The sequence below is a fragment of the Candidatus Margulisiibacteriota bacterium genome, assembly GCA_003242895.1.
Lineage (GTDB): Bacteria > Margulisbacteria > Riflemargulisbacteria > GWF2-39-127 > GWF2-39-127 > GWF2-39-127.
Map to the genome: position 1 here is coordinate 1 of QKMY01000052.1, position 24,417 is coordinate 24,417.

The 24,417-nt window shown below is 36.6% G+C and carries 16 protein-coding genes; 15 read left to right on the plus strand and 1 reads right to left on the minus strand.

What is annotated here, in order from left to right; translation table 11 throughout:
- The first annotated feature begins 466 nt into the window (after positions 1-466).
- The 15 genes from DKM50_08220 to DKM50_08290 all read left to right on the plus strand — a co-directional run bounded on the left by DKM50_08220 (position 467) and on the right by DKM50_08290 (position 21,465).
- Positions 467-1,660, plus strand: a complete 1,194-nt coding sequence (locus DKM50_08220) for a hypothetical protein (GenBank protein PZM79580.1) — start codon at positions 467-469, stop codon at positions 1,658-1,660.
- 1 nt (position 1,661) lies between these two features.
- Entirely contained in the window at positions 1,662-1,889 is a 228-nt protein-coding gene (locus tag DKM50_08225) for a hypothetical protein (protein ID PZM79581.1), read from the plus strand.
- A gap of 308 nt (positions 1,890-2,197) precedes the next feature.
- Positions 2,198-4,210, plus strand: coding sequence for a hypothetical protein (locus DKM50_08230; protein PZM79582.1), 2,013 nt, complete (start codon positions 2,198-2,200; stop codon positions 4,208-4,210).
- Between the two features lie 345 nt (positions 4,211-4,555).
- The gene (locus tag DKM50_08235; protein ID PZM79583.1) at positions 4,556-5,170 is read left to right on the plus strand and encodes a hypothetical protein; all 615 of its coding nucleotides are present in this window, start codon (positions 4,556-4,558) and stop codon (positions 5,168-5,170) included.
- Between the two features lie 410 nt (positions 5,171-5,580).
- Complete coding sequence (locus DKM50_08240; protein ID PZM79584.1) at positions 5,581-7,794, plus strand: hypothetical protein; 2,214 nt, start codon at positions 5,581-5,583, stop codon at positions 7,792-7,794.
- Positions 7,795-7,973: 179 nt separating this feature from the next.
- The gene (locus DKM50_08245) at positions 7,974-8,249 is read left to right on the plus strand and encodes a hypothetical protein (GenBank protein PZM79585.1); all 276 of its coding nucleotides are present in this window, start codon (positions 7,974-7,976) and stop codon (positions 8,247-8,249) included.
- Complete coding sequence (locus DKM50_08250; protein PZM79586.1) at positions 8,246-11,689, plus strand: hypothetical protein; 3,444 nt, start codon at positions 8,246-8,248, stop codon at positions 11,687-11,689. The genes DKM50_08245 and DKM50_08250 overlap by 4 nt, the downstream gene beginning before the upstream one ends.
- A 352-nt stretch (positions 11,690-12,041) precedes the next feature.
- The gene (locus DKM50_08255) at positions 12,042-13,028 is read left to right on the plus strand and encodes a hypothetical protein (protein PZM79587.1); all 987 of its coding nucleotides are present in this window, start codon (positions 12,042-12,044) and stop codon (positions 13,026-13,028) included.
- A 15-nt stretch (positions 13,029-13,043) separates the two neighbouring features.
- Positions 13,044-14,426, plus strand: coding sequence for a hypothetical protein (locus tag DKM50_08260; protein PZM79588.1), 1,383 nt, complete (start codon positions 13,044-13,046; stop codon positions 14,424-14,426).
- A gap of 374 nt (positions 14,427-14,800) precedes the next feature.
- Positions 14,801-15,085 carry a hypothetical protein gene (locus DKM50_08265; protein ID PZM79589.1) on the plus strand — a complete coding sequence of 95 codons (285 nt, stop codon included), beginning with the start codon at positions 14,801-14,803 and terminating at the stop codon, positions 15,083-15,085.
- A gap of 14 nt (positions 15,086-15,099) precedes the next feature.
- Positions 15,100-15,552 (plus strand): hypothetical protein, encoded by a 453-nt coding sequence (locus DKM50_08270; GenBank protein ID PZM79590.1) that lies wholly within the window; start codon positions 15,100-15,102, stop codon positions 15,550-15,552.
- Positions 15,553-15,630: 78 nt separating this feature from the next.
- Positions 15,631-16,440 carry a hypothetical protein gene (locus tag DKM50_08275; GenBank protein ID PZM79591.1) on the plus strand — a complete coding sequence of 270 codons (810 nt, stop codon included), beginning with the start codon at positions 15,631-15,633 and terminating at the stop codon, positions 16,438-16,440.
- Positions 16,441-16,813: 373 nt separating this feature from the next.
- The gene (locus DKM50_08280; GenBank protein ID PZM79592.1) at positions 16,814-18,052 is read left to right on the plus strand and encodes a hypothetical protein; all 1,239 of its coding nucleotides are present in this window, start codon (positions 16,814-16,816) and stop codon (positions 18,050-18,052) included.
- A gap of 362 nt (positions 18,053-18,414) precedes the next feature.
- Positions 18,415-20,505 carry a hypothetical protein gene (locus DKM50_08285; protein ID PZM79593.1) on the plus strand — a complete coding sequence of 697 codons (2,091 nt, stop codon included), beginning with the start codon at positions 18,415-18,417 and terminating at the stop codon, positions 20,503-20,505.
- A 138-nt stretch (positions 20,506-20,643) separates the two neighbouring features.
- Positions 20,644-21,465: a hypothetical protein gene (locus DKM50_08290; protein PZM79594.1), complete on the plus strand. Its 822-nt coding sequence runs from the start codon at positions 20,644-20,646 to the stop codon at positions 21,463-21,465.
- A gap of 250 nt (positions 21,466-21,715) precedes the next feature.
- On the opposite strand, the gene DKM50_08295 is transcribed toward DKM50_08290, so the two are convergent.
- A complete protein-coding gene (locus tag DKM50_08295; GenBank protein ID PZM79595.1) occupies positions 21,716-23,806 on the minus strand; it encodes a hypothetical protein in 2,091 nt (696 codons plus the stop codon).
- Between the last annotated feature and the right edge of the window lie 611 nt (positions 23,807-24,417).

Consider the following 24,417-nt stretch of genomic DNA (forward strand, 5'->3'; position numbering starts at 1 on the left):
TCTGCTTGTATTTTTGTCTCGGAGATTGACTGGACACCATCAATCTGAATCAGGTGGACAGTTTACCTGAATTACCTGAACAGCTTCATCTGAATCTGCACTTTTCGGTCATCACTAAATTTAATGCTTTTATTTTTATTGAAAATACCAGATAATTGAATCACTTTTTGGCTCCCTAAATTTTTTATTAGAGGTCTATTGTCAGTAGTCGCCTCTATAAAAATTTTGGGGAGTTTTTCTATTTGTCAAGTTGATTTTACTACCACTACAACAATTTTACTTCATTTTGCAAAACAAGGTTGCAGCCTGGGAAAAATCTCAATCCAAACCGCCAACCAACTTCAAACTGCCAAAAGGTTATTTACCCACCGAAAGTATCTGCACCCAAAACGTGTCATTTGTTGAAATTAATTTATTAATTGGTATAATTAATAATATCTTTGAATTTATTATAGGAGGCGTTTTGATGACGATAAAATTTGCTACATCGAGTAAAAAAGGGCAGGATAGTTATGAGACAGCGAAAGAATGTGCATTAGAAGCAATGCAAAAACTTGAGGGGCAAAAACCTGATTTTTGTATAGTATTTTCTTCTACACACTACGATTACGCAGAAGTAGTTAAAGCTTTTAATGAAGTATCTGGAAACGCACCTCTCATAGGTGCATCATCAGCAGGAGAATTTACTGAGATGCAAGTGGTAACCGGAGGCATCTCCTGTGCTATGATTTCTTCTGATCAGTATAAGTTTTTTACTGGACTCGGAAATAATGTTAAGGAAGATGAGTGTGCCGCTATTTTGGCTGCAATGAAAGATTTTCCTAGTGATGTAGAAGGATTTCCTAATCTTGCATCGATTGTCTTGGTGGATGGTCTTATCGGCAAAGGGGAGGATTGTACGCTGGCCCTTGCAGGTATTATGGAAGATAGGATAAAAGTGGCAGGAGGTGCGGCAGGAGATGATTTTAAGTTTAGTCACACTTCTGTTTTTAATAATGACACAATTGCCTCAAATGCATTGTCAATGGGTTTTGTAGCTTCAAAGAAACCGGTGGTTATCAGCGTTAATCACGGGCACGAACCTATCAGTCCCCCACTTAAAATAACAAAATCAGTTGATAATCTTGTGTATGAACTCGATGGAAAGCCTGCTATTGAAGTATGGAAGGACTATACGAGAGAAGCTGCAAAAGCGGTTGGAATAGATGTTGACAAGATGTGGGACGAACCTGATCAATTGGGCAGATTTACCATGATCTTTGAAGCTGGAATTGATCTGGGGGATAGTTACAAAGTAAGATGGAGCGGTATACGTCCTGATACAAAAGATGCACTTCCTTTTGTTTGTAGTATGCCTGAAGGTGTGGTTCTCAGGGTCATGCGGAGTTCAAACGAGCAGCAATTTGCATCAGCTCGAGAAGCTGCTAATGTTGCAGTTCAGAAGGCTGCAGGACAAAAAATTGCAGGGGCAATTGTTTTTGATTGTGCAGTTAGAAGCGCATTGCTCGGTGAAGAGTTCTATAAGGCAATAGATGAAATTAAAAATATTTTAAAATGCCCAATTGTTGGGTTGGCCACGTATGGAGAGATAGCTTTTGAGCCGGGACAGTTGAGTGGATTCCATAATACTACAACTGTTATAATGGCTTTCCTGGAGTAATATGAATTTTGAAGTAGAATTCTTTATAGCTGCATACACCCAGAGCTTTGGCAGAGACGGCGCCGAAAAGATAATTAATGACGCCTTGTCTGTTCTCAAGTTGACTGAATCTCAACTTTCAGAAGAAAATGCACTCAAATTATGTGATTATTTCAAAGCACAATCTGGGACAGTTAGAACAATTGCTAATTTACTTGCTTCACGTATTCTTTTAAGAAAGTTCATGTAAATTTTTTTAAAAGTCGGGTTGTTTAGCGTCATAGGGCTTTTTTTGCTTAACGCCGGAAAAAGATGAAAAAACGGATGGAACAGATCCCGCCGTGACATTAGACCGCTACATCTCGTATTTGTTATGTAAGTATTATAAACAGGGGGCTCTATACTAGAGCCTCTTTTTTTTCGTGATAGTGGGTTCGGTGTATTCCTAATATTTTTTTTAATTTGTGCTGACTTAAATAGCGAATTTCGATTTGTATTTTATTGAAATATTTTTTTGTATGTAGCGATAAATATATGGTTACAACAAATTAATACAAAATGAAAGGGCTTCCTATGTTATACAGAAAAATAGTCGCGCTGAACACTACCTCCTCTTTACGTGAAACTCCAAAAAATCCTATATTTATATATTATTCGGATGAACAAATAGACCAAGTGCCTTATCAATTTGTTTTGAGCAGTATTTCTGTTGCAATTACTAGCAAGGATGGTGTCAATACTGTTGATATCACTCACTTTCCGAGTCCTAACAGAGTAATAGATGAGAATGATGTTATTGATGATTATTTTATGAAACGGCTTACTCCTAAACAACTAGAGCAATTCCTGTTTGTTTATGATGGTGAGTTGAGAAAGATATCATTCGATGATCTTAGATATATATATTATGTCCAAAAGGATGTTAGATTATTTGAGATCAGTCCTATATATTATGAGATCATTAAGGCACTGGATGGTCCTGTGAAATTTCTTTGTTTATCTGATATTCACGGGGCAGCTAGTAAAACGTTTAACGCGCTTACTCTTTTCCCTCAAGCTAAGGTTATATTTTCCGGTGATCTTTTTGATCGTGCACAAAATCAGCATCATGCGAATTGTCTGTTTCAAAACTTTTATCTACATGGCATTTCCGATAATGAGATAACAGTCCACGATAATGAGTATTTTAAAAGCACAATGGGTAACCATGATGCGATGGTTTTTGGTGCAGGCCTTGGAGATCTAACGTCTTTAGCCCATTATTTCAGGTTTGCGCTTAGATATAATGAAAGTGATTATTTCGAGGAAATATTGGGATTGGATTTGTCAGAATTGAAGGATTTGGCCTCTAAACACGAATATAGAGGTAATTATAAAGCAAAAGGTGGAGACCGTGTAGCTGGCGTAGAGATGAACCGGCGTCTTGAGGCTTTATTCACCGATCTTCAATTAAAATTAACATTTGGTGATCCTTCTGTAACACTAACCGAAGATGAATCAAATTTATTATATAACCTTAAATTTGGTATTAATGAAAAAAGTATAAATGATCCGGTATTACAAGCACTTCAGTATAAGATAGCGAAGTTTGCGATAACGGAAGAAGAAACAGCATTACTGAAGACAATCAAAAAGAAAGAGGTTAAAACTGAAGAACAGGAAAACTTTCTGGCTAATATTAAAAGCGGTACAGTAAAAAATAAACTGATATCTCCAGTTTTTTTAACATTACAGGAAAAGATTTTTCAACTGAAATTCACGAAAGAAGAGCAGGAAATTATAGGACGCATAAAAAAAGGTAATCACTACATTTCTTCTGAGGAGATGGTAGTATTAGCAGATTTGCAGAAACAACTGATTAAAAACAGCGAATTTAGAAAATCAATTCTTATGGGGAAATACTTTAAGCTTTATGATCTTCAGGAAGCTAACGGGAAAAACTTTCTTTTTTTTCATAGCAATATTCCAATTGACAAAAATGGTCAAATTCGTGAGATTGCAATTGATGGGAGACGTCTGGGTGGGATTGAATTGCTTGACTATTTACAACAAAAGATTAATGAAAGCTATGACCGTTATGAAAAACTCAATATAAATAATGAACAGGAAGTTGATGAATTCATTGCATTTGCCCGAAATCAGAATAATTATTTTGACTGGTTAGCGTGGAGTTACGACAGTCCTCTTTATGGTAGGGTTATGAAGACCTTTGAGCGTTCTTACTTGCCTGAGGAGAGTGGTACCTATAAAGAGCCGAAAGATGATTGGTATCAGAAGATCCAGAATGCTTCCGCAAATATGGAGCATGTTAATTCCATGCTAGCCACTCTTGCGGGGCAGCTTGGAGTGCCTGCTGACAACCTTTTTATAATAAATGGACATACTCCTAATGACCAGGGACTGGTCGAGAAATTTGCCGATGGACGTCTTATAAGGATAGATGCCGGTTTTTCTCCCGAATATAATAATTTGGGACAGGTTCTATTGATAACCGAAAAAGGAACTTTATATTCTTTGTCTTTATCCGAAGATAATGACGTTATTGAAAAATATACGTTACAAAAGGTTTAGGATTTAGGTATCAGTAATTTATTGGGGACTTGCCTGCTAATCTGCTTTTTTTTGTTTGTGGAGCTTTATTTTCTCTGAATTGTATGCGCTTCCAATGTATATGAGATTGTTTCCTTCTGTCTATATATTTTGCTATTTATAAAAAGCATCAAATAATATCCAGAAAATATCTTTTGGGACTGAATCAACTCACAGCTAATTGCCGAAATTATATTACAGAAATAAATGAAATATCTTGATTTTACATTCGATAACTTTAATGAAGGAGTCGTGGAGAGATATCTTGATATGGTTATATCTTTATCGACTAAGATATGTATATAAAATAAGGAGGATAAATAGAAAATGTATAAGAAAATCATGGCAGGAGACGTAGCCTCTGGGAATCGTATAGTTCCGCAGCAAACCCAAGCTCAAATTGCTGAGGTAGCTAGGGCAAGTATGCTTCAGCTAATTGAAAAACTTGGCACAAGTTATAACCTCAATCATGAATATGGCATCAATACAAAAGCTGTATTGGTATCTTATGAAGGTGTTAGTAGCCTGGGTGTTGACTTGTCCCATGTTTTTGAAGGTTTGGAAGTGCCTAAGGCGGGCTTTGTTTTAAATCTGAGGTTAGATAAGCAAAAGGCATTATTAGATGCCGTAATAAAAAAATATCCTGAATTGAAGGAGGAATTAGGCTTCTATAATTTGGAGGGATCTAAAGCTGTATATAAAAAGATGCGTGAACAGAATGATCATCTAACAGATATAATGTGGTTCTGGACAGGCGAAATATATACCTATGGTAAAAGAAATGATTCCGAGCCTGTCGCAGGAATAGTTAACAGCGATAAGATAGGTGATTTAAAAGAAAGTTATTTTTATATTCGCACGCTAGAGGGCGATTACTGGGATGTCAAACCAGGTGAGTGCAGTCCCTCTGGGGCTTTAGTTCTCGGTATTAAATTGTCATAATTTAATTCGAGGCTTTCGTGCCGGGGAGCAACAAAAATATATATAAAGCCCTGATTGTGAACGCAACAGGGCTTTCAGTTCGTTGTACAATAAATATCGAATATTTTTCGTAAGATATACTCTGAAGGAGAAGTCCTGATAGTATGTAACTGTCTATTGAAGAGCCTGTTCTAAAAACAGGTAGGAGTAATTGGTACCCTATACCCTATTCAAATATGGCTATTTAGCTCACTGTCAAAATATTAGATCGATATGGCATTAAGTGGTAGTGTTCGGTTAGTATTCGATTTCCCTGACTCTCGGCCAAGGAAACACTGGAGTTCTCAATAAATAACGGATATACTTAATAGTAATGCTTTAATGATTTGGAAAACTTTGGTAAATCAAAAAAGTTAAAAAGGAGATGGCTTATGTTACATCTTAGTATGAAAAAAAAGTTGCTTTTTGGAGGACTTGGCTCGATTATTCTATTGATCGGAACATTATCTTTTAGTTATCTTTCTACAAACAAAGTACTTAAATTGCAGCATTCTGTAAAAGAGAATATGAGTATGGAAATTTTTCTGGAAGAAAAACTGGTTGATCATCTAGTCTGGATGAATACACTGTCCAATCATTTACTTGCAAGTCAAAAATTTGATAAGCAGACAGACCCGACCAAATGTGGATTCGGGAAATGGTATTATGAATATATGGATTCAAAAGAATTCAAAAGTATAGGCAAGAATTATCAGGAATCCCTGCGAAGCATGGAACCTTTACATAATAAATTGCATGAATCTGCTGTAACCATATTGGAGATCGAGGAAGTTGAAGGCGAGGGAGGAAAAGATAGGGCGATACATGTTTATCAGGATGCAATTGGGACTGTTGAGCAACTTCAGAAAAAGTTTGCATACGTGAGAAAATTTTATAATAATCTATCTGTTGAAAACGAAAAGCTGCTGGCTAAAGAATCAGCTATAATGAAGACCGTTCTTTTGTTCACTTTTATGGGTATCATTATTTTAGTCACAATTATGATCTTGCTCGTTATTAAAGCTATGCGGACAATATTTACCAGACTTCACGATGCAATGGCAACGGAAGGTGATCTGACAAAGCGAATGCCTGTTGAAGGCTTCAACTGTTCCAGAATTACGGGCTGTGGAAAAACCGGATGCAAATGTTTTGACAAAGAGAGGGCCTGTTGGTTTGAAGTTGGGTCTTTTGCTTTTAACAAACGTGATATTCAATGTCCGAAGATCCTTAATAATGTTTATAAAAGTTGCAAAGAATGCAAAGTTTACAAAATGGCGAATGAAGATGAGCTTAATGAAATAGGATATTATTTCAACCACTTTATAGAAACCATTCAGCGAATGGTAAATAAGGTTAAGGAATCATCAAAAATAATGTTAAAGTCGTCTGTTGATCTAACTGCTGATGCGGATGAAACCTCAAATAGTTCGGAGGAAATCCTGAAAGTATCTAATACCCTTTCTGAAGATTTGGTAAAGCAGGATAATGAAGTTGAAAAAGTTACCAGTGCATTTAGAAGTATCAGAGATCGTGTAGATCAGATGTCAGAAAAATCACAAACGCAGTTTAAAGACACAGATGTAACCTTATCATTGATTAATGATACAGTTAAAAAAGTCGAAGTTCTCCGCAATGTCGTAAAGGAACAAACCGATAGTTTCAAAATTGTCACAGAGAATTCTAGCCAGGTAAAATCGGGGGTAGATCAGATAGCTACTGATGCTAACAAAATGTCTGAGGATTCTTCCCGAACACTTGAACTTACAAAAAAAGGTGAGAGAGTGGTTAATGAGAGTGTTGATGGTATGGCAAAAGTGAAGAATACTGTTGAAGGAACGGCAGTAAAAATCAATGAGCTGGGCAAAAATATGTCACAGATTGGGGAAATCATTGAGGTTATTAACGGTATCGCAGATCAAACTAATCTGCTGGCACTGAATGCCGCAATTGAATCTGCAAGGGCCGGTGAACATGGCCGGGGATTTTCCGTAGTTGCCGATGAAGTTCGGAAGCTGGCAGAGCGGTCAACCAAAGCTACTGACGAAATAGCAATATTAATCAGATCTATCCAGCATGGAACAAATGAAGCCGTTAAAGCCATGGAAGGTGGTATTATAGAGGTAGAAAATGGAATGAATCTGTCAATTCATACTAAAGAAGTGCTTTTAAGCATAACAGAAGCCATGGATAAGATATTCGTACAAATCCAGAGTATTTCCAGCTCAACAGAGGAAATTGCCGCTAACTCTACAGAGACATATGAGATTATGGGAGGAATTAAAAACAAGAACGATAGCAGCCTGGGTTCGATCAATCAGGTTCACACCGTTTTCCAGAGCGTCCAGTCTTCTGTGAATATTTCAAAAGATATTGCAGCAAATAACGTTAAGTTTGCGAGTGAAGTAAGCGAATATAGCAAGTCAACGGAAAACTCCGTTAATACAGTGAGAGATATAACTAATCAGAATACTGCTCTTTCGGAAGAATTAAATGCATCTACTCAGCATATTCAGGATTCAATGGAAAATGTTTCAAAAGCTGCATATAATCTCAAAAAACTTGCCACAGAACTGGAAGATAATCTCAACATGTTTAAGTCCTGATATAATTTCTGTTAATAAATCTGTAAAGCCCGCAAGTTGCGGGCTTTTTGGTAGTTTCTGAATCCTTAATTTGATGGTGATTTTACTTTACTATTAAACTTTACTATAATTTAATGTTAGATACTCAATGATTATTATTGCAAAATAGCGCAGGTCATGACAAGCTGGAAGGATTGTTTATGAAAGATACTTTCACTAATTTAATAAGTAAGGTGATGTCGGTTATTAGGAAAAAAGAGTTTATCATTGTTTTTTTCTTTGTTGTTTTCCTTATGCTTAACTGGCCTTTTTTAACTATTGCTGATAAAGGTAATCCCTTCCATATCTATTTCTATCTATTTTTCATAGTGGTATTTGTAATAATTATGCTGTTTCTTATTCAATACAGCTATTCTAAAAATGCCGATACCGACAGTATATATCAAAAAGTCGATAAGGGTGATCTACCCATATGATAACAGTGATGTCAATAATTATAGCGTTTTGTCTTTTTATGGGAGTCCTTTTTTTTATAGCATTGAAAACGGAGCAGGGGAGTCCTTTTTTTAAGAAATTGAGCCGTAATCCACTTGTTTATGCGTTATCTCTCGGTGTATATTTCACAACGTGGGCATTCTATGGCAGTGTAGGTACTGCAGCTACGACTGGGTTGACATATTTGCCGATTTATTTGGGCCCTATATTGATTATGTTTTTTGGATGGTTTTTTCTGCGCAAACTGGTCCGGATCAAGAATGCTTACCGGATTACGAGTATTGCCGATTTTATTTCTGCACGCTATGGCAAATCACAATCGATAGCTGCGCTCGTCACTGTGATAATTTTATTAGGCATCCTTCCCTATATTTCATTGCAGCTAAAAGTAATATTTTCTTCATTTGACATTATTACTGCATATATCGGCAAAGGGGACCTCTCCTGGGCAACCCCTTTTATTCACTGGCTTCTCATTGCGGTGGTTATTGTGTTCACGATTATTTTCGGGGCACGCAGGCTGGATCCTACTGAGAGGCATGAGGGCATGGTTCTCGTTATAGCCATAATATCTGTTATCAAGCTCGTTGCTTTTGTAGCTGTGGGTGTCTTTTCTACCTATTTTGTGTTTAACGGTTTCGAAGATATTTTGCGGCATGTATCTGACAGCCAGTTAAGAGATCTGATGTTCATCGGAGGAAATGAGAAAAGTAATTATCTCATTTGGTTTACATACCTTATCCTTTCTATGTCCGCCTTTATATTTCTGCCCAGGCAATTCCATGTTGTAGTAATAGAGAATTCAAATGAGAAAAGCATCCTTACTGCTATGTGGTTTTTCCCTATATATATTTTATTACTGGCAGTTTTTGTATTGCCTGTTGCGATGGGAGGATTGACTGCCGGATTACCGCTTCAGTTAAAAGATGCTGATAGTTTTGTTCTGTTGGTACCTATAATACATGGTAATTACTGGTTGGCCCTCGGCGTCTTTATAGGTGGGTTATCTGCCGGAGTAAGTATGATAATCATATGTTCGATGACACTGGCGACGATGGTTACCAATCATTTGCTGCTGCCGGTTATCAGCTATTTTGATAAGTTTAAGTCCCTGAGCAGGCATATCCTTAAATTCAGGTGGCTAACTATAGCAGTTTTTATTGTTATCTGTTTTTACTTTGAACGGGAAATTGGCCATTCGTCTGTGCTTACGAATTTCGGGATGGTTTCGTTTGTGGCGGTTTTTCAGTTTGCGCCAGCTATTATAGGTGGACTCTACTGGCGAAATGGAAATAAGGTTGGAGCGAGAGCTGGCCTTCTGGGCGGTTTTATTGTCTGGATGTATACTTTGTTCATTCCGGCACTCATCAATAGCGGGTGGCTTGCCTCCTCGATATTGAAGGAAGGGATTTTTGGTTTAAGTTTCTTGAGGCCGGAAGCATTGTTTGGCATATCCCTGGAAAATAATATAGTTCATTCAGCATTCTGGTCAATTTTGATAAATATAGGTTTATACGTTATGGGATCTATTAGTTATAAACCAAAGTTTGAAGAACAGGAATTGGCGAATTCTTTCGTTGGTATTATTAATGAAGAGGACGTGCCAGCTCGTAAGAAAATGCGGATATTTGAAGGTGATTACATAGATTTTCTCCATAAGCGGGAGATACTTGAAGATAAACTCAGTAGTTATTTTTCTCCCGAGGAAGCCTCGGTAATTATTACTGTAAGCGCAAAAAATGTTGGTATCGAACAAATGTCCATGATATCTGTTTTAAAACTGTCTGAGCTGCAAAATGAGTTAGAAAAAACAATTACCGGCTATCTGGGCGCAGCTACTGCGCATAAAATAGTGACTACCAGCCGGCTATTCACCGATTCGGAGTCTAAATATCTGTCAGAAGTGTATGCAGATGTTCTTGCAACTTTGAAGCTTCCACCCGAAGAACTGATACAGAAAGTTGATTATTACAAAGATAGAGAAAGATTGCTGGCTGCTCATTCTCAGGAGCTCGAGGATACTATTATGGAACTCAACTGCCAGATCGGTGAGCGTGAACGGGTCGAAGATGCTCTTATTTACAGCGAGCACAAGCATCGGTTATTACTAGAGAATCTGCCGCAAAGAATTTTCTTCAAGACGAAAGATTTGCTGTATTCATATTGCAACAATAATTATGCTAATGATCTGAGCATTACACCTCTTTTGATAGAAGGAAAGAGTGATTTTGATCTTTTTCCAAATCATCTGGCAGAACAATACAGAAGCAAAGATAAAGAGGTTATGGCTACAGGGACCATCTCCGATACTGAAGAGGAATACATCTTAAAAGACACTAAATATTGGGTTCATACTATTAAAGTTCCGGTAAAGAATAAAGATGGCGAAGTTGAGGGTATTTTGGGGATATTCTGGGATATTACTGACAGAAAGCTGGAAGCAGAAGAGATCCAGCAGGTTAACGAGGAGCTTGAGAGCAGGGTTGTGAGCAGAACCTTTGAACTCATGGAAGCAAATAAGACTTTAACTGCAAAAATTAAGGAATTGGAAGAAATCAGAGCAAAATTGATTGTTGCATATGATGACCTGCAGGGGACTCAAAGTCAGCTCGTTCAGGCTGAGAAACTAGCCTCGATCGGTCAACTGGCTGCCGGGATTGCTCATGAGATCAATACTCCTACCCAATATGTCGGTGATAATTTGTCCTTTCTTAAAACAAGTTTTGATGATATGCGCTCACTTATTGATAAGTATAAACAACTACTGGAAGCAGTCGCAAGCAACGGAGTTACCGAAGCTATTTTAGCTGAAGTGAAAAAAGCTGAACAAGTTGCAAGCATCGAGTACCTGATTGGGGAGGTGCCAAAAGCTATCGACGAATCGCTTGACGGTACCGGAAGAATCGCAAGCATTGTAAAAGCTATGAAAGAGTTTTCTCATCCGGGAGTGAAAGAAAAAGTTGCTACTGACATTAACCGGGCAATCACTAATACTGTGACCGTTGCAAGGAACGAGTGGAAATATGTCGCTGATGTTGTTTTTGACTTTTGTGAGAATCTTCCTCACATTCCTTGTCTCCCTGGTGAGTTTAACCAGGTAATCATAAATATCGTAATCAATGCGGCACATGCAATAGCAGATGTAATTAAGCCAGGGGAAAAAGGTACCATAACGATTAAAACTACGGACACAGGTGAGCACGTAGAGATACGCATACAGGATACAGGGAATGGTATCCCATTAGAGAACCGTACAAAAGTATTCGATCCTTTTTTCACAACAAAACAAGTAGGTAAGGGGACTGGGCAGGGATTAGCGATAGCACGGTCTGTTATTGTCGACAAACACGACGGTACAATTACCCTTGAGTCTGAAGTTGGAAAGGGGACTGTTTTCGTAATCAGGCTGCCAATTGCGTAACTTTCAGTTTTTTTCTATGCCGAATGGAAAAGGATTGAATGGCCCTGTCAAGTATTCATTCAGGATCAAGCCGAATATTGAATTAACCTCTTTTAGTGTATAGCCCTACATACCCCAAAATTATTCAGGTCCGTTAATGCAGTCTTATATTGAGAGTCTTCCCTTGGACTGAATGGGATTACTGCTGTGTCCCCCCAGTTAGCAGAACTTATAGACAGCAGACAATAATAGTAAAAATCGTAAAATATAAGTTTAAATTTTCCCCTAAAATGGAATAATATTATCAGGAAGAATCATAGGCTGGTAAGGGATACTCAACAACCAGAACAAAATATAAAAAGCAGGTGAAAAAATGAAAAATAAAGTCGTAAGCATGGTTCCGGAAAAAATAGTAACTGATCTGACGGACTATAGAGAAATAAAATTAGCGACAAGAGAAGCATCAGAATATTTTAACAGTTCTGATCAGGGAGAACGTAGTTTTTACCGGGATATAGACAAAGTAAAAAAGCAGGTATCCTCTCTTTATACTCGAGATACACAAATGAAAGCGTTATTCTTGCGGTCAGGTGTTAATTTGGATACTCTCATGAGTAAACTCGAAAGCGTTCATAAACATTCTTTTATCGAGAAAAAGGGATTCGGACAATCATTTTATGAGCTACCTAATCTTCCTACCTTTGGAAAAAAAGAATTATATTCACAGAAAGATCCGGGGTTGCTAATAGGATTGCTTTTAATGATGGATACGGTCAGAAAAGATCTTACGGAGTTAACCTTCAGCATTGATGATTCCCTGGATATGGAATCAGTGAAGGATCATGCTGAGGTTCTGGTGGCTTTTATGAAGTTATTTTTATCTGACATAAAAAGCGAATATTTTAAATATCAGATAAAAACATCCGTGACGCCTTACTCCTTAAGCTGGTTACTAGATGGTTCTATGTCCGAAGCAACACAACTGTATAATGAACTGGTTGATAAAGCGTGCATTAATCAATCTCGACAGTATGATCCCCGGAAAAATATGTCTAATACCAAACTAAGTGATAAGTTTGAACCTTATAAAAAACTAATATTCGATGCATTAAATCTTTATGTGGGAGAAAAAGGAAAAGAACACGATAAATTAGATGTAATACTGACCTCTCCATATTCGACAGAAATATTAGCCGGCAGCTTTAGCGCCTTGCAGGAGATCAAGGAAAAAGTTGAGATATATGGTGATCTCGGGTTCAAGGAAAGAATAAATTTTGTATTAAACAACACAAAATCAAAATTTATTAGTTATTTTAAGGAGATTTTGCCGGATAACGAAATGGCAAAAATAAAATGGTAATCGGATGTTTAGAAAATGAATAAAAAAACAATAGCAATGCCACAAAGTAAAAATATTTTGTCTGAATTTAATAGAATGGTTTCCCTCAATGACAAATATAAATGGCTGACACAATTAAGAAAAGACATAAGTAACCATACTCCCTGGGATTGTATCGATTTTGTTATAAGTGAAGGTGTCATCAATAACGCGGGAGCATCACAAGTAGCAGTATATATGTATAACAGACAAACAGAGCGTCTGAAAATGATTAAGCTGTGTGGCAGAGTTAAGTTAAGTGAATTACATAAAAAATCAAAAGAAATATATAAGTGCAGGAAAATTACGGATGACAGCTTTCATGTTTATTATGATGTAAATGATCTAAGAAATTCAGAATTTGCAAAGCCTTCTATTATTCCCAGGGAGGGATACGAATGGTTAAATAGAATTGTAGAAAACGGACCATTTCAGGTCTACAAAGATTCGGGTGATAATAACTATTTTCTAGTTTTTAAATATCCTATAGATAATAATAGTGAGATGATAATAAAAGTTAACAAAGAAGAATTTTTTACCGCTGCAGTAGATGAACTGCAAGAGTTTTCACTTCTCTGTAAAGCAATGTTTTCGCAGGTTCGCAACCGGTTGCTAGCGGATAGGATCTTATTTAATTCGCAGGTCCTTAAGCAGGTTGATTTGAGTATTCTGCCCGAGAAAGGCGTGAGTGTTTCCTTGTTAGGGGTTGATGAAGCAATTATCAAGGAAAAAATAGAAAAATACAAAGATATCGTTCATTCTTTTCATATAGATGTTATGGATGGGCATTTTGTTCAGGCTTACCAGGTATTTGACATCCATGGACAGAATATTGACGTTAATGATTTTCCTTTTATGACCCAGCATCTCATCCGTAAGATCAAAGAAGAATACGATGTGCCGCTGGATGTTCATCTAATGGTCCGGGATCCTGAACAATATATAATAGAATACGCTATTGCCGGTGCAGATGTTATCACGATCTCTTTTGATCCAAATCGGCATAAACTCAAAAAATATCTTGGCCTAATCTCTAGCCTTGGAAAAATATCCGGCGTAGCTATAAGCCCTGATACTCCAATTAAAAGTATCGAAGATATTATTGAAGAAACGGACCTGATTCTGGTCATGACTGTTCCCCCTGGTAAAGGCGGGCAGAAGTTTGATCCGTATATGCTTGAAAAAATTGAGAGATTACGTGCGCTAATCGAACAAAAAGGGTTGAAAACGATCATCCAGGTAGACGGTGGTATTAACGAAATAACCGGTCCTCAAACAATTAATGCAGGAGCCAATTTTCTTGTTGCCGGGAGCGCACTTATCAAAAGCGATACCCCGAAAGAAACGGTTGAAAGAATTCTCGGGGCACAATTGCCCTAGTTCCCTTAGAAGTCTAAAGTTCGATATCTTAATAAACAACAATCCAGAATGATATGTGACTGTTTGTATCTTTTGAAAAACTTTTCTAAAAATAATAAATCTGATATTTTTTCGTACTCATTGATCAGTTTTTTATTCTATCAATATCAAAATGACCGTTCAGAGTCCCTTCCCTATTTTTATTCCTTTTCTTCTCCTTAGTTGTTCACGGTTTGGGTTCAAATAATACTTTGCCTGAAAAATTTACCCGTTTCTTTGATGATCAAAATGCTCCGTAAGAACAATATAATCATGGTTTGTTAATTAAAAATATCATGTTTAGACTTATAAGAAAAAGGGAATATTTTTTAGTATAAAAAATACGGAGGTGTTTTATGGTTAATGGTATCGAAGGTCAAGGTAATACGTCATTTATTGGGCGGGTAACTAACAGTTTAGTAAACGGGATAAAAAGTTTTTTCAAAAGCATAGGGCTTCCTGGTGTTTCTGATTTAATGGAAGCGGCAAGAAGTGTAAAAAATGAAACTGCGATTACTAATCCTGCTGAGGTGAGTAATAAAATTGAAGGTAATAGTTTGCTGGGTAATGATATAAAAAAGTTGACTGCGCACAACGCAGAGATTTGTGAAATGCAGGCGCAATTTGAAAATATGCAGTAAGGAGTATGTATGATATGAACGATATTACTGATTGGGTTAACCGCTCACAAATGAATCCGAATTGGCCAGTCTTCGGCAGTGATAATTCCACTAGTATTAATACAACAAAATTATTTGCTGTTAAAAAACCGGTTGTTATAGAACCTGATGCTGGTGTTTTTTCGGAATTTAATTTTTTTGTTTTTGTCGAAGAAGAGGATCAATCTATTAAAGGTATCTATTGGCAGGCTAGTCCGCAGGACAAGATTAAGGGATATTTGAAAGATATGAAAAGCGGAAAAATACAATATCTCGAAAATGGTGTTCTGGTTAAAACCATAGAACATCCGGTAGAAGAAGATACAAAGATGGAAAAGCTAATGAGCAGCTTCCGAAAAAAATATGCAGAATTTCATTGGCAGTTTAAGGTCTATGCAAATAAAGCTTATTTTGAGAAAAAGATGGTAGAATCAAAAGCGCTGAAGTGATGTTCCTTGTTATTGATCGGGTGCAGCATTTCTAATTCTCATAAAAAAACAACTTAAAGGAATAAAGGAATATAGGTCATGCTGTCAAAAATTATTGCAGTAAGAACAACTATAATAAATGATCGACTGATAGAACTGAAAAATAAAATAATGACAGGATATATACAAGCTGCATTATTTGATTGCGACGGTGTGATAACAGATACTGAGCCCCTTCATTATATATCTTGGGAAATGGCTTTTAAAAATGTAGGAATAACACAAAAACATGATCCGGCCCTGGTTCAGGGATTGCCTGGCCGTGTAGGTACTTTTAATGTATTAAAACAGGTGGATATGGTGCCTGCCGAAATGGATATCGCTATGCTTGAAAGCAAAATGCCGGATGCTGATGTGCAGAAGTTAAATATTTTGATAAAGAGTATTGTTAATGATAAAAATAAATACTACCTTGAATTGATAGAAAAAGAAAAGCTGATTCCAATGCCGGGGATCGAATCCTTATTAAAAATGTTACAAAAATATAATGTGAAAATGGCTTTGGTTTCTTCATCCTCCAGTGCGGAACAAGTATTGAAAAATCTAGGTTTAAATAAATATTTTGACGATTCGGCAATTATTACCGGTAAAGATGTAGGACAGTATAGCGTCCTGCAGAAAACCATATTAAGAGGAAAGCCTTATCCTGATGTGTTTCTTGAAGGTGCGGCACGTTTACGGGTGCTAGCGAAAAGGTGTATAGGATTCGAAGATACTGTCGGAGGAATAAGCGCGATAAATAATGCCGGCATTCTATCGATCGGGTATGACCCTACCCGGAAAAACGAACTGGGAGAGGCATATCTTGATATCTACAATTTTTCTCAATTAATTGATGTATTGGGTTAGTAAAATTTGAAAGATGACTATAAATATTGAATAAATATAGTGTTTAGGATCAAAGGACCTATATCCATCGGGATGTTCTGGTAGCTACGATAGTTCACTTAGGTCAGCTTATACGATACTCACTCATGTTGTAAAAGACATTTCTATTTAGATCCAATGACGCATCTTTTTCCTTATCATATTCTTTTTCTCGGCTGAATCGAAGTATTTGGGGACTATTTTCTTGGTCTGGAGAAACGGTAGTTGAATTTTAAATGTGATTGACCTTCTTTGACAGTGAATTTCGCTTGTTGAAAAGTTGTTATAAATTTATCGTAATGCTATACTTTAATATTTCCTATAAATAATGACGAAATAATGAGGATGTTCTATTTTGAGAAATTTACGCGCAACCTTAATCCTGTTTTTTATATTTTTTTCGTTTGCCTTACCCCTTGGTGCTGTGACAGATAATCAGGCAGATGATTGCATGTGCGGTGAAGAACTGGGGCAAGTTTTTGCTAATTCACCGAGAAACAAGTCAATACTATTTGCCAGGGAAATATTTCCTCCGGATGGCTATACGGATGTTGTCGCAGTTTTTTCTACTCGTAACTGCGCCAAATGTAAAAAATTGATTTATGATACTATCCCTGAAATTTCAAAAAAATTAAATAAAAAAACATATGTAGAGTTTTTTGCGCTGGATAACCCTGTTAATTATGAAATGCTCAGTTTTTTGCTTAAAGACAAAAATCTGGATGGAAAATTGTTGCCTGTTATCGTTGGCGAAGCCAATATCCTGTTTGGTGATAATCGTATTGAGAACGAACTAAAGCATCTATTGAAAAAAGGTTCAGATCGAGTGAGGCTCTATCAACCTTCCGATAGTGCAATACAGGAAGCTGCAGTAAAAGAATTGAAGCAATTCAAAATTTATCTTATTGCTGCTGCCGGTTTGATTGATGGAATTAATCCTTGCGCTTTTGCTACTATAATTTTTCTTATATCCTATTTATCAGTCCAGAAGATCAGCAGGAAAAATATTTTATACAGCGGGATTTTTTTTACACTGGGAGTATTTACTTTATATTTTTTTATTGGTATCGGGTTGTACGGGGTGTTTGTCAGGTTTTTTGAGAATGTGTTGGACCAGATTGATTATCTGAAGCTTATACTCGGTATTGTTATGCTGGTCCTGTTTGCGCTTTCTGTTTATGACGTTTTTGTTCTTCTATTCAAGAAAAAGAATGATTTGCTATTGCAACTGCCTAAGTCGTATAAACTTAAAATACATGAGTATATAAGAATCTCAGTCAAGCATAAACATCTCGTGGTATTTTCGTTTTTCCTAGGGATGGCTATTTCTTCGATAGAACTGGCATGTACCGGTCAAATCTATTTCCCGACCATCATGTATTTAATTAAAGAAAAAGCTTATTTTTATAATGCTTTGTTCTACCTTTGCTTATACAATTTTGCCTTTATCATTCCGCTTATACTTGTTTTTCTTTTAGTCTATTATGGGTTATCTATCGGGCAGATAGAGAAGCTGTTTAAGCAGCATCTATGGATTAATAAATTATTATTAGCGGTTGTATTTCTCTCGTTAGCAATAATATTTTTGCATTAAATATACCTGTTTGCTATAATTAAATTATAGAGGTTTAGGGTGTTTTTAGATGAGGGATACCGTAGAATTATTCGTTATTACAGATTTCTCGCTAATATATTGCATTAAAATAATGTTTGCTAATTTCTCCAGTTTATATACAAAACACATAAGAATATGATGAACTGATTTTTGGGCATAAGTTTTGGTCGTAGCAGTGCCTATGGGATATCTTAAAAAAGCAGTGAAAAACAGAATTATGTATATTTCTAGCCAGCACTGTAGTTGGTGTTAAGGATCATAGGTGCAAGAATAATTAATGACGGAAATTCTCTGGTTTGTCTCAGGGCTTTATTTAAATATATTGGGGAGGAAGTGCGACTATGTTTTATAATCTGAGCTTTTTTTCAATTAAAGCGAAAATAGCGGTAATTGCTAATGTGATTTGCGGTTTTTTGATTGTTATTGCAATTTTATCTGTTTTTATCCTTAGTACTATGGAACGTTCAATGGGAACGATATACAACGATTCGGTGTTACCAATGAAGGAATGGTCGCAGCTGAGATTTCATATAGAAACAATAAAAGGAAAACTCTATTATCATGTTGCGGAAAGTGATGAGGAACGCCTTACTGCTATAGAAAACGAAATCGACTCGCTGACCAGACAAATAAATGATCTATATATCTCCAAATTGAAAGTTGTTACAAAGAATAACAATACTGTGACTGATCTATCCAAAATTGATTTGAACAAGGAATCACTGCAGAATATTCAGCGTTTATTTCTGGTTGAATGGCAAAAGCTAGAATCTGACATTAAAGCGATAACCGAGATGAGTAAGTCTTATTTAAAAGAAGATGCCAGTAATAAATTAAAAACAGCGTTTGATTCGGTAGATAAGGTAAGCGACATAACATTCGAAAAATACATTAAGAATACATTTGTTTTATATCAAAGCAGTAAAAAAATGAATGTTAATAGTTTAATTATCTTTATTGTTATTTCTGTGCTGGCAGTTATTCTTTCACAAGTTCTAAGCAGAAAGATTTCACTGGATATATCTCAAAAACTAGCAATTATTAATAAATCATTTGAACAGATTGGCGCAGGCAACTTAACTACTCAGGTAACAATCAGCAGCCGTATTCCTGATGACTTGGATATTACCGCCAGACTGCTTAATGAAATGACGCAGAAATTGCAGGAAGTATTAAAACTATCGATTACTGCATCTGCTGCCACTAACGAGCTAATAATCCAGAGCAATAATAAAATTCAGGAAATAACTGATAATACTGATGAAATTAATAATAACATAACCAATGTTTCCAAAGCTGCTGAAAATCAGGTCAGAAACATTAACGAAGTACTGGATGAGATGAAAGAGATACTGGACGTGGCGGGAAATGTTTACATCGGTACTGATCAGCAGGTCAGGTTAATGAAACAATCAGAAGATAATATAAATAATAACAATACTATTGTAAATCAGATTAATGATTCTTCTCACATCGAGAAGAAAGAATTGTTCGAAATGAGGGCTATTGTAAACAATATGATCATGGCAATAAAGCAGATCAGTGCCGATTCTACCAATGCAGCTCAGGCCGCTGTTAATACCTCCAATATCGCACAGGACGGAAAAAACGTACTATCTGATACATTGGAAGGACTTACACAGATACATCGTAATATGCTTGAAGCAGGAGAAAAAGTACATAATCTGGGGGAACAATCATCAAAAATTATTCAGATAGTTGAAGTTATTGATGATATTTCAGGACAAACTAATCTGTTGGCTCTTAATGCTGCGATAGAAGCTGCCAGAGCCGGTGAGCATGGCCGTGGATTTGCTGTCGTAGCCGATGAGGTAAGAAAACTGGCGGAAAAAGCTGTTAAAGCTACAAAAAATATTTCCGATCTCATAAAGATAACCCAGGGAGAAATACAAAAAGTTACAGATTACTTCAGTAATGTCAGTAACAGTGTAAAAAAAGAAGTGGAAATGGCAAATCAAACCAAAGAAGCTTTTGTTAATATTGTTGAGGGAGTGAATAGCATTACTGCACAAGTACAAAATATTTCTGCAGCATCGGAAGAACTGTCAGCTTCGACATCCGATGTAACGGAAATGACTGATCATGTTTGCAACATTGTTGATAAAAATGTTAATACAATGAGCGATGTAGTAACTAATTTCGCCAAATTGAAGGAATCCATTACTGAAACGAGAACTTTTTCGGAACAAAGTAAAACCATGATTAATGAACTTAAAGAAAAAGATTTGCATGTTAATGATAAACTTGGATATATTTTGAACATTTCAAAAGATAACTCGGATTATGCAACCTCAACTAATGCTTCGATGGAAGAAATTGGTGATAAAATGAAAGATATTCATAAACAAATGAACGATCTATCAGTAATATCTACTGAATTATCGAAACAAGTAGGTATTTTTACTGTCTGATTGTGAATGGAGGTGAAAATAAATAGGGATTAATCGTTATGAGTCATTATCTATTTTGCTGCAAATTTCTGAGAGAATGATGCAAAGCAAGGTAGGGATTGGAAAAATAATTACAAATGTTAATGGGAGGTAATACGCATGATTAAAAAATTATTAATGATATGTAGTTTTGTTGTTTTATTGAGTACCGCTGTAATGGCTGAAGAGAGTTATCCGTTAAGAAAAACTTTCCCGGATTGCAAACCTATCAGTACTGCTGAATTAATTAAGGCATATGATGATGCCCTGATTATTGATGCCCGTTTTGAAAGTGAATATGATGTTGTAAGAATAAAAAATGCAGTCTTCTACCCTGCAGAGAAGATAACAAAGTCAGGGCTTGATAAGATTGTTAAAGCTTCAAATAAGAAGATTATTGTTTTCTATTGCAATGGTATTACCTGTCCAAAAAGCTATGAGGCAGATAAAAAAGCTCTAAGTTTTGGGTATACCAATTCTTATGTCTACGATGACGGTATATTTGATTGGATAAAATCAAATTCGGACGAGGCATTGTTTTGGGGTAAGCCTTTTACCGCCGCATCTCTTAAAAACTTTAATCAGATACAGAGTGCATCAAAGAGTGTTTATTTAGGCACCGAGGCCTTTCTGAAAAAATATAAGGATGAGGGATATGAACTTATTGATTTAAGAGAGCCTTTCTCTCAGGCAGACTTCGGAAAAATTACGATGCCAAAGGTTAAGGTTATTACTTTTGATAAAATTGTTGATTTGATGAACAAAGGTAATGCAAAGGCAATTCCTGATTCTAAGTTTCTTGTTGTTGATAACGTAGGAAAACAGGTTGGCTGGTTATACTATTACCTCAAGAAGCATGATAAAACCGATTTTTATTTTCTAAAAGGTGGCGTCAAAAAATGGCAGGAAGATGGCTTTGATTTAAGTGGTGAAAAAAAGTAAGAATTTCTAATGGGCTGAGTCGGATTATCTCAAAGCTATCGAGATAATCTGACTCGGTTGTTTTATTTTATTCTGTTTTATTGCTGTTTCTTCTAGTAAATTTCATGGTTTTTGACATGGTTTTCTCAGGCTTTTTGGGCGAGTTCCCAGCTTTTCTTTGCCCTTTCTTTTGTCGATAACTCTAGGTACGTACTTACTGAGGACAATCTCTCAGTTTCCATCATAGAATAAATCCTGACAGTCTTTTCCGTTATAGTTTGAACTGCGAGACGTTATCCGTTAGGTTAATCGCCAGATTCCGGATATTAGCTATCATCTCATTAATACCTAGAGTAACCGCGGTGATCTCTTCGGATGACGCGTTGACTTCTTCTGCCGTTGAGGAGTTGTCTTCTGCCAGATTCACTACATTATCCACCTTTTTGATAGAATTTTCGTGACCGCTTCTCATGGCATTTGATAGTTCTTTATTGTTATCTGCGACTTTCTTGATCTCATTGAAAGAGTTGACCATACTTTCCGTATTGCCAACAGCTTTCGTTACTGATACCAGCGTCTTCTCAACTGTTTGGGCAATGTTATTAATACTATTTACTGTCTCTCCGCTGGAAGCGTTTATTTCTTCCGCAGCAGCTGAAATACTCTGTATCTGCTGGACAGTATCCGTTACCGCATGAATTATCTTTGTCAGCTCTTCCCTGGCCTGGCTGGCAAGCTCCGATCCTTTTTTGACTTCAAGTGTACCTGTTTCCATGGATTTAACAGTTTCGACAGTTATACTTTGGATGTTTTTGATTATTGCTGCTATTTCTTTGGTCGCTTTTGTTGATCTTTCGGCAAGCTTTCGTACTTCATCGGCAACGACCGCAAAACCACGGCCCTGCTCACCTGCCCTGGCCGCTTCTATTGCAGCATTAAGGGCAAGCAGGTTGGTTTGGCCCGCTATGTCATTAATCACTTCGACGATCTCGCCGATTTGTGTAGAGCTTTCACCAAGAAGGTTTATTTTGTCTGCCGTGTTCATAACAGTTTCTTTTATGTTGTTAATACTATTAACGGCATTTATAACAATTGTTTCGCCGTTAGCGGCGATGCGGGCTGTTTTTTCGGAGTTCTGCGAAACGTTGTTGGCTTCTATCGAGACCTGCTCTATGGCGCGGGCCATTTGTTCAGTGATCATTTTTGCGTTCTTTATTTCGTCACTTTCTTTTTTCGCTTCGTTATAGAGGCCGGAAATAGCTTCGTTATTTTCATTTATATTTTTAACAGCCTTGCTGATATCTGCCACCTGCTTATCCGCACCCTGTGCGACCTTATTGATAATTCCCATTTTCTCGCCAAGATCAGCCTTAACGTAACTGAGATCAGTAACCTGTCTACCTGCTGATTCGGCTACTGAAGTGATTGCCAGGGTTATCTGCTCTACCCCTGTTGCGCTTTCCCGGTGCATTGTGGATAGATCCTGGAACTTTTCGGTAATGGTTAAGGCAAGCTCCTTAACGTTTTTGATAAGGTTCTTTAAATCTCCAACCATGGTATTGATACTCGTGTTTATCTGGCCTACTTCATTATTGTTTTTGCCGTCAAGGATTACATCCAGTTCGCCTCTTGATATCTTCTTCAGTGCTTCTACGATCGTATTGATAGGTGCCGACAAAGAACTTATTATAATCAATGCAAATATTATCGTAACTAGAAAACCGGCTACTGCGATAGTGATTAGTAAGAAGGTACGCTGAGATATAATGCCTGTTGTGTCTTTTTCCAGCTTGCTGTTCATGTCAGTAGCTGCTGCGACGACTTTATCGACGTACCCGCGATGCTCCTGGTATTTTTTCTTTAGGATACCCATTGCCAGTTCAGAAGCTCTGTCTTTATTTCCTTCAAGGATAGCCGGAATAAACTTACTGTCCCGAATACTAAAGAATTCAATTGCCGGATCATACGCATGAAGCACCATATCATCTTTCATTTCTTTAGGCGCAAACGGATTAGTCCAGAAAGAATATCTATCTTTATTTATCCAGTATTCATGCCTGACATCATAATCTATCTTCAATTGCTTGCTTTTTTCCAACAGGATTTTTAATTCTTCCTCGTCATTATTATTTAGCATTTCAAGTACGACAAGATAGGCTTCGATAATATATTCCGGAGGAGGCAGGATATCGGCTATTAGATCTTTTCCCAGTACAATGTTTGTATAGATAGGACCGTTAACCTTTACCTTGTTCAGTGTAGTATATGAATATATCCCGAATACCAGAAACGCCAGTGAAAATATGCCGATAGTAAGCAACAGTTGATCCTTTATCCTCAAGCCCTTTATATAATTCAACATCCCTGAAATCTCCTTTTTAATCGATATTTAAGTCAATATTTTGTTGTGCTCTTAATTTAACTGAACATACAGAAATAGCTATAATTACTCTCGGAAATCTTAAAAAAAACCACATTGAAGAATCGAATAGTTATGTTTGCAAGAAAATATAGAAAAACAACGTGCTATGCTGAATTCCATATATGATATATAACAAATTTTGTGCCAGGTTGTTGTAAATGCTTTTTTGTTAGGGTAAATCGATATTGAGTGGCAATCTGGTATTGCATCGATATATGAAAGTTATACAAATTAGTATTTTTAACATGGATATATCTACATAAATGTAATTAATTTGACCTTTATAATCAATAAAATTCTACCAGCTCGACTTGAGCGAACAAACTTTCAGGTTTTTATGAAGAATAAGCCGGTATATCGCAGTTTTTTTTTAAGAACGTTTTTTTGCCTGCATAGAATCGAACTATTCCCGATTTGAAGTGTCAGGATAGTGCAGCAGGGCAATCGCATGTCATCCCTTAATATCATTATCAGGGAGCCATAGCTATAAATATGTGTGAATTCCAGCTAAACACTTGCTGGGATCAAAGTAATTGACAAAATTAGGTAAA

Excerpts from the sequence above, each read along its gene's own strand:
- DKM50_08220 (PZM79580.1), top strand. The coding sequence starts at position 467 with ATGACGATAAAATTTGCTACATCGAGTAAAAAAGGGCAGGATAGTTAT.
- DKM50_08225 (PZM79581.1), top strand. The coding sequence starts at position 1,662 with ATGAATTTTGAAGTAGAATTCTTTATAGCTGCATACACCCAGAGCTTT.
- DKM50_08230 (PZM79582.1), top strand. The coding sequence starts at position 2,198 with ATGAAAGGGCTTCCTATGTTATACAGAAAAATAGTCGCGCTGAACACT.
- DKM50_08235 (PZM79583.1), top strand. The coding sequence starts at position 4,556 with ATGTATAAGAAAATCATGGCAGGAGACGTAGCCTCTGGGAATCGTATA.
- DKM50_08240 (PZM79584.1), top strand. The coding sequence starts at position 5,581 with ATGTTACATCTTAGTATGAAAAAAAAGTTGCTTTTTGGAGGACTTGGC.
- DKM50_08245 (PZM79585.1), top strand. The coding sequence starts at position 7,974 with ATGAAAGATACTTTCACTAATTTAATAAGTAAGGTGATGTCGGTTATT.
- DKM50_08250 (PZM79586.1), top strand. The coding sequence starts at position 8,246 with ATGATAACAGTGATGTCAATAATTATAGCGTTTTGTCTTTTTATGGGA.
- DKM50_08255 (PZM79587.1), top strand. The coding sequence starts at position 12,042 with ATGAAAAATAAAGTCGTAAGCATGGTTCCGGAAAAAATAGTAACTGAT.
- DKM50_08260 (PZM79588.1), top strand. The coding sequence starts at position 13,044 with ATGAATAAAAAAACAATAGCAATGCCACAAAGTAAAAATATTTTGTCT.
- DKM50_08265 (PZM79589.1), top strand. The coding sequence starts at position 14,801 with ATGGTTAATGGTATCGAAGGTCAAGGTAATACGTCATTTATTGGGCGG.
- DKM50_08270 (PZM79590.1), top strand. The coding sequence starts at position 15,100 with ATGAACGATATTACTGATTGGGTTAACCGCTCACAAATGAATCCGAAT.
- DKM50_08275 (PZM79591.1), top strand. The coding sequence starts at position 15,631 with ATGCTGTCAAAAATTATTGCAGTAAGAACAACTATAATAAATGATCGA.
- DKM50_08285 (PZM79593.1), top strand. The coding sequence starts at position 18,415 with ATGTTTTATAATCTGAGCTTTTTTTCAATTAAAGCGAAAATAGCGGTA.
- DKM50_08290 (PZM79594.1), top strand. The coding sequence starts at position 20,644 with ATGATTAAAAAATTATTAATGATATGTAGTTTTGTTGTTTTATTGAGT.
- DKM50_08295 (PZM79595.1), bottom strand. The coding sequence starts at position 23,806 with ATGTTGAATTATATAAAGGGCTTGAGGATAAAGGATCAACTGTTGCTT.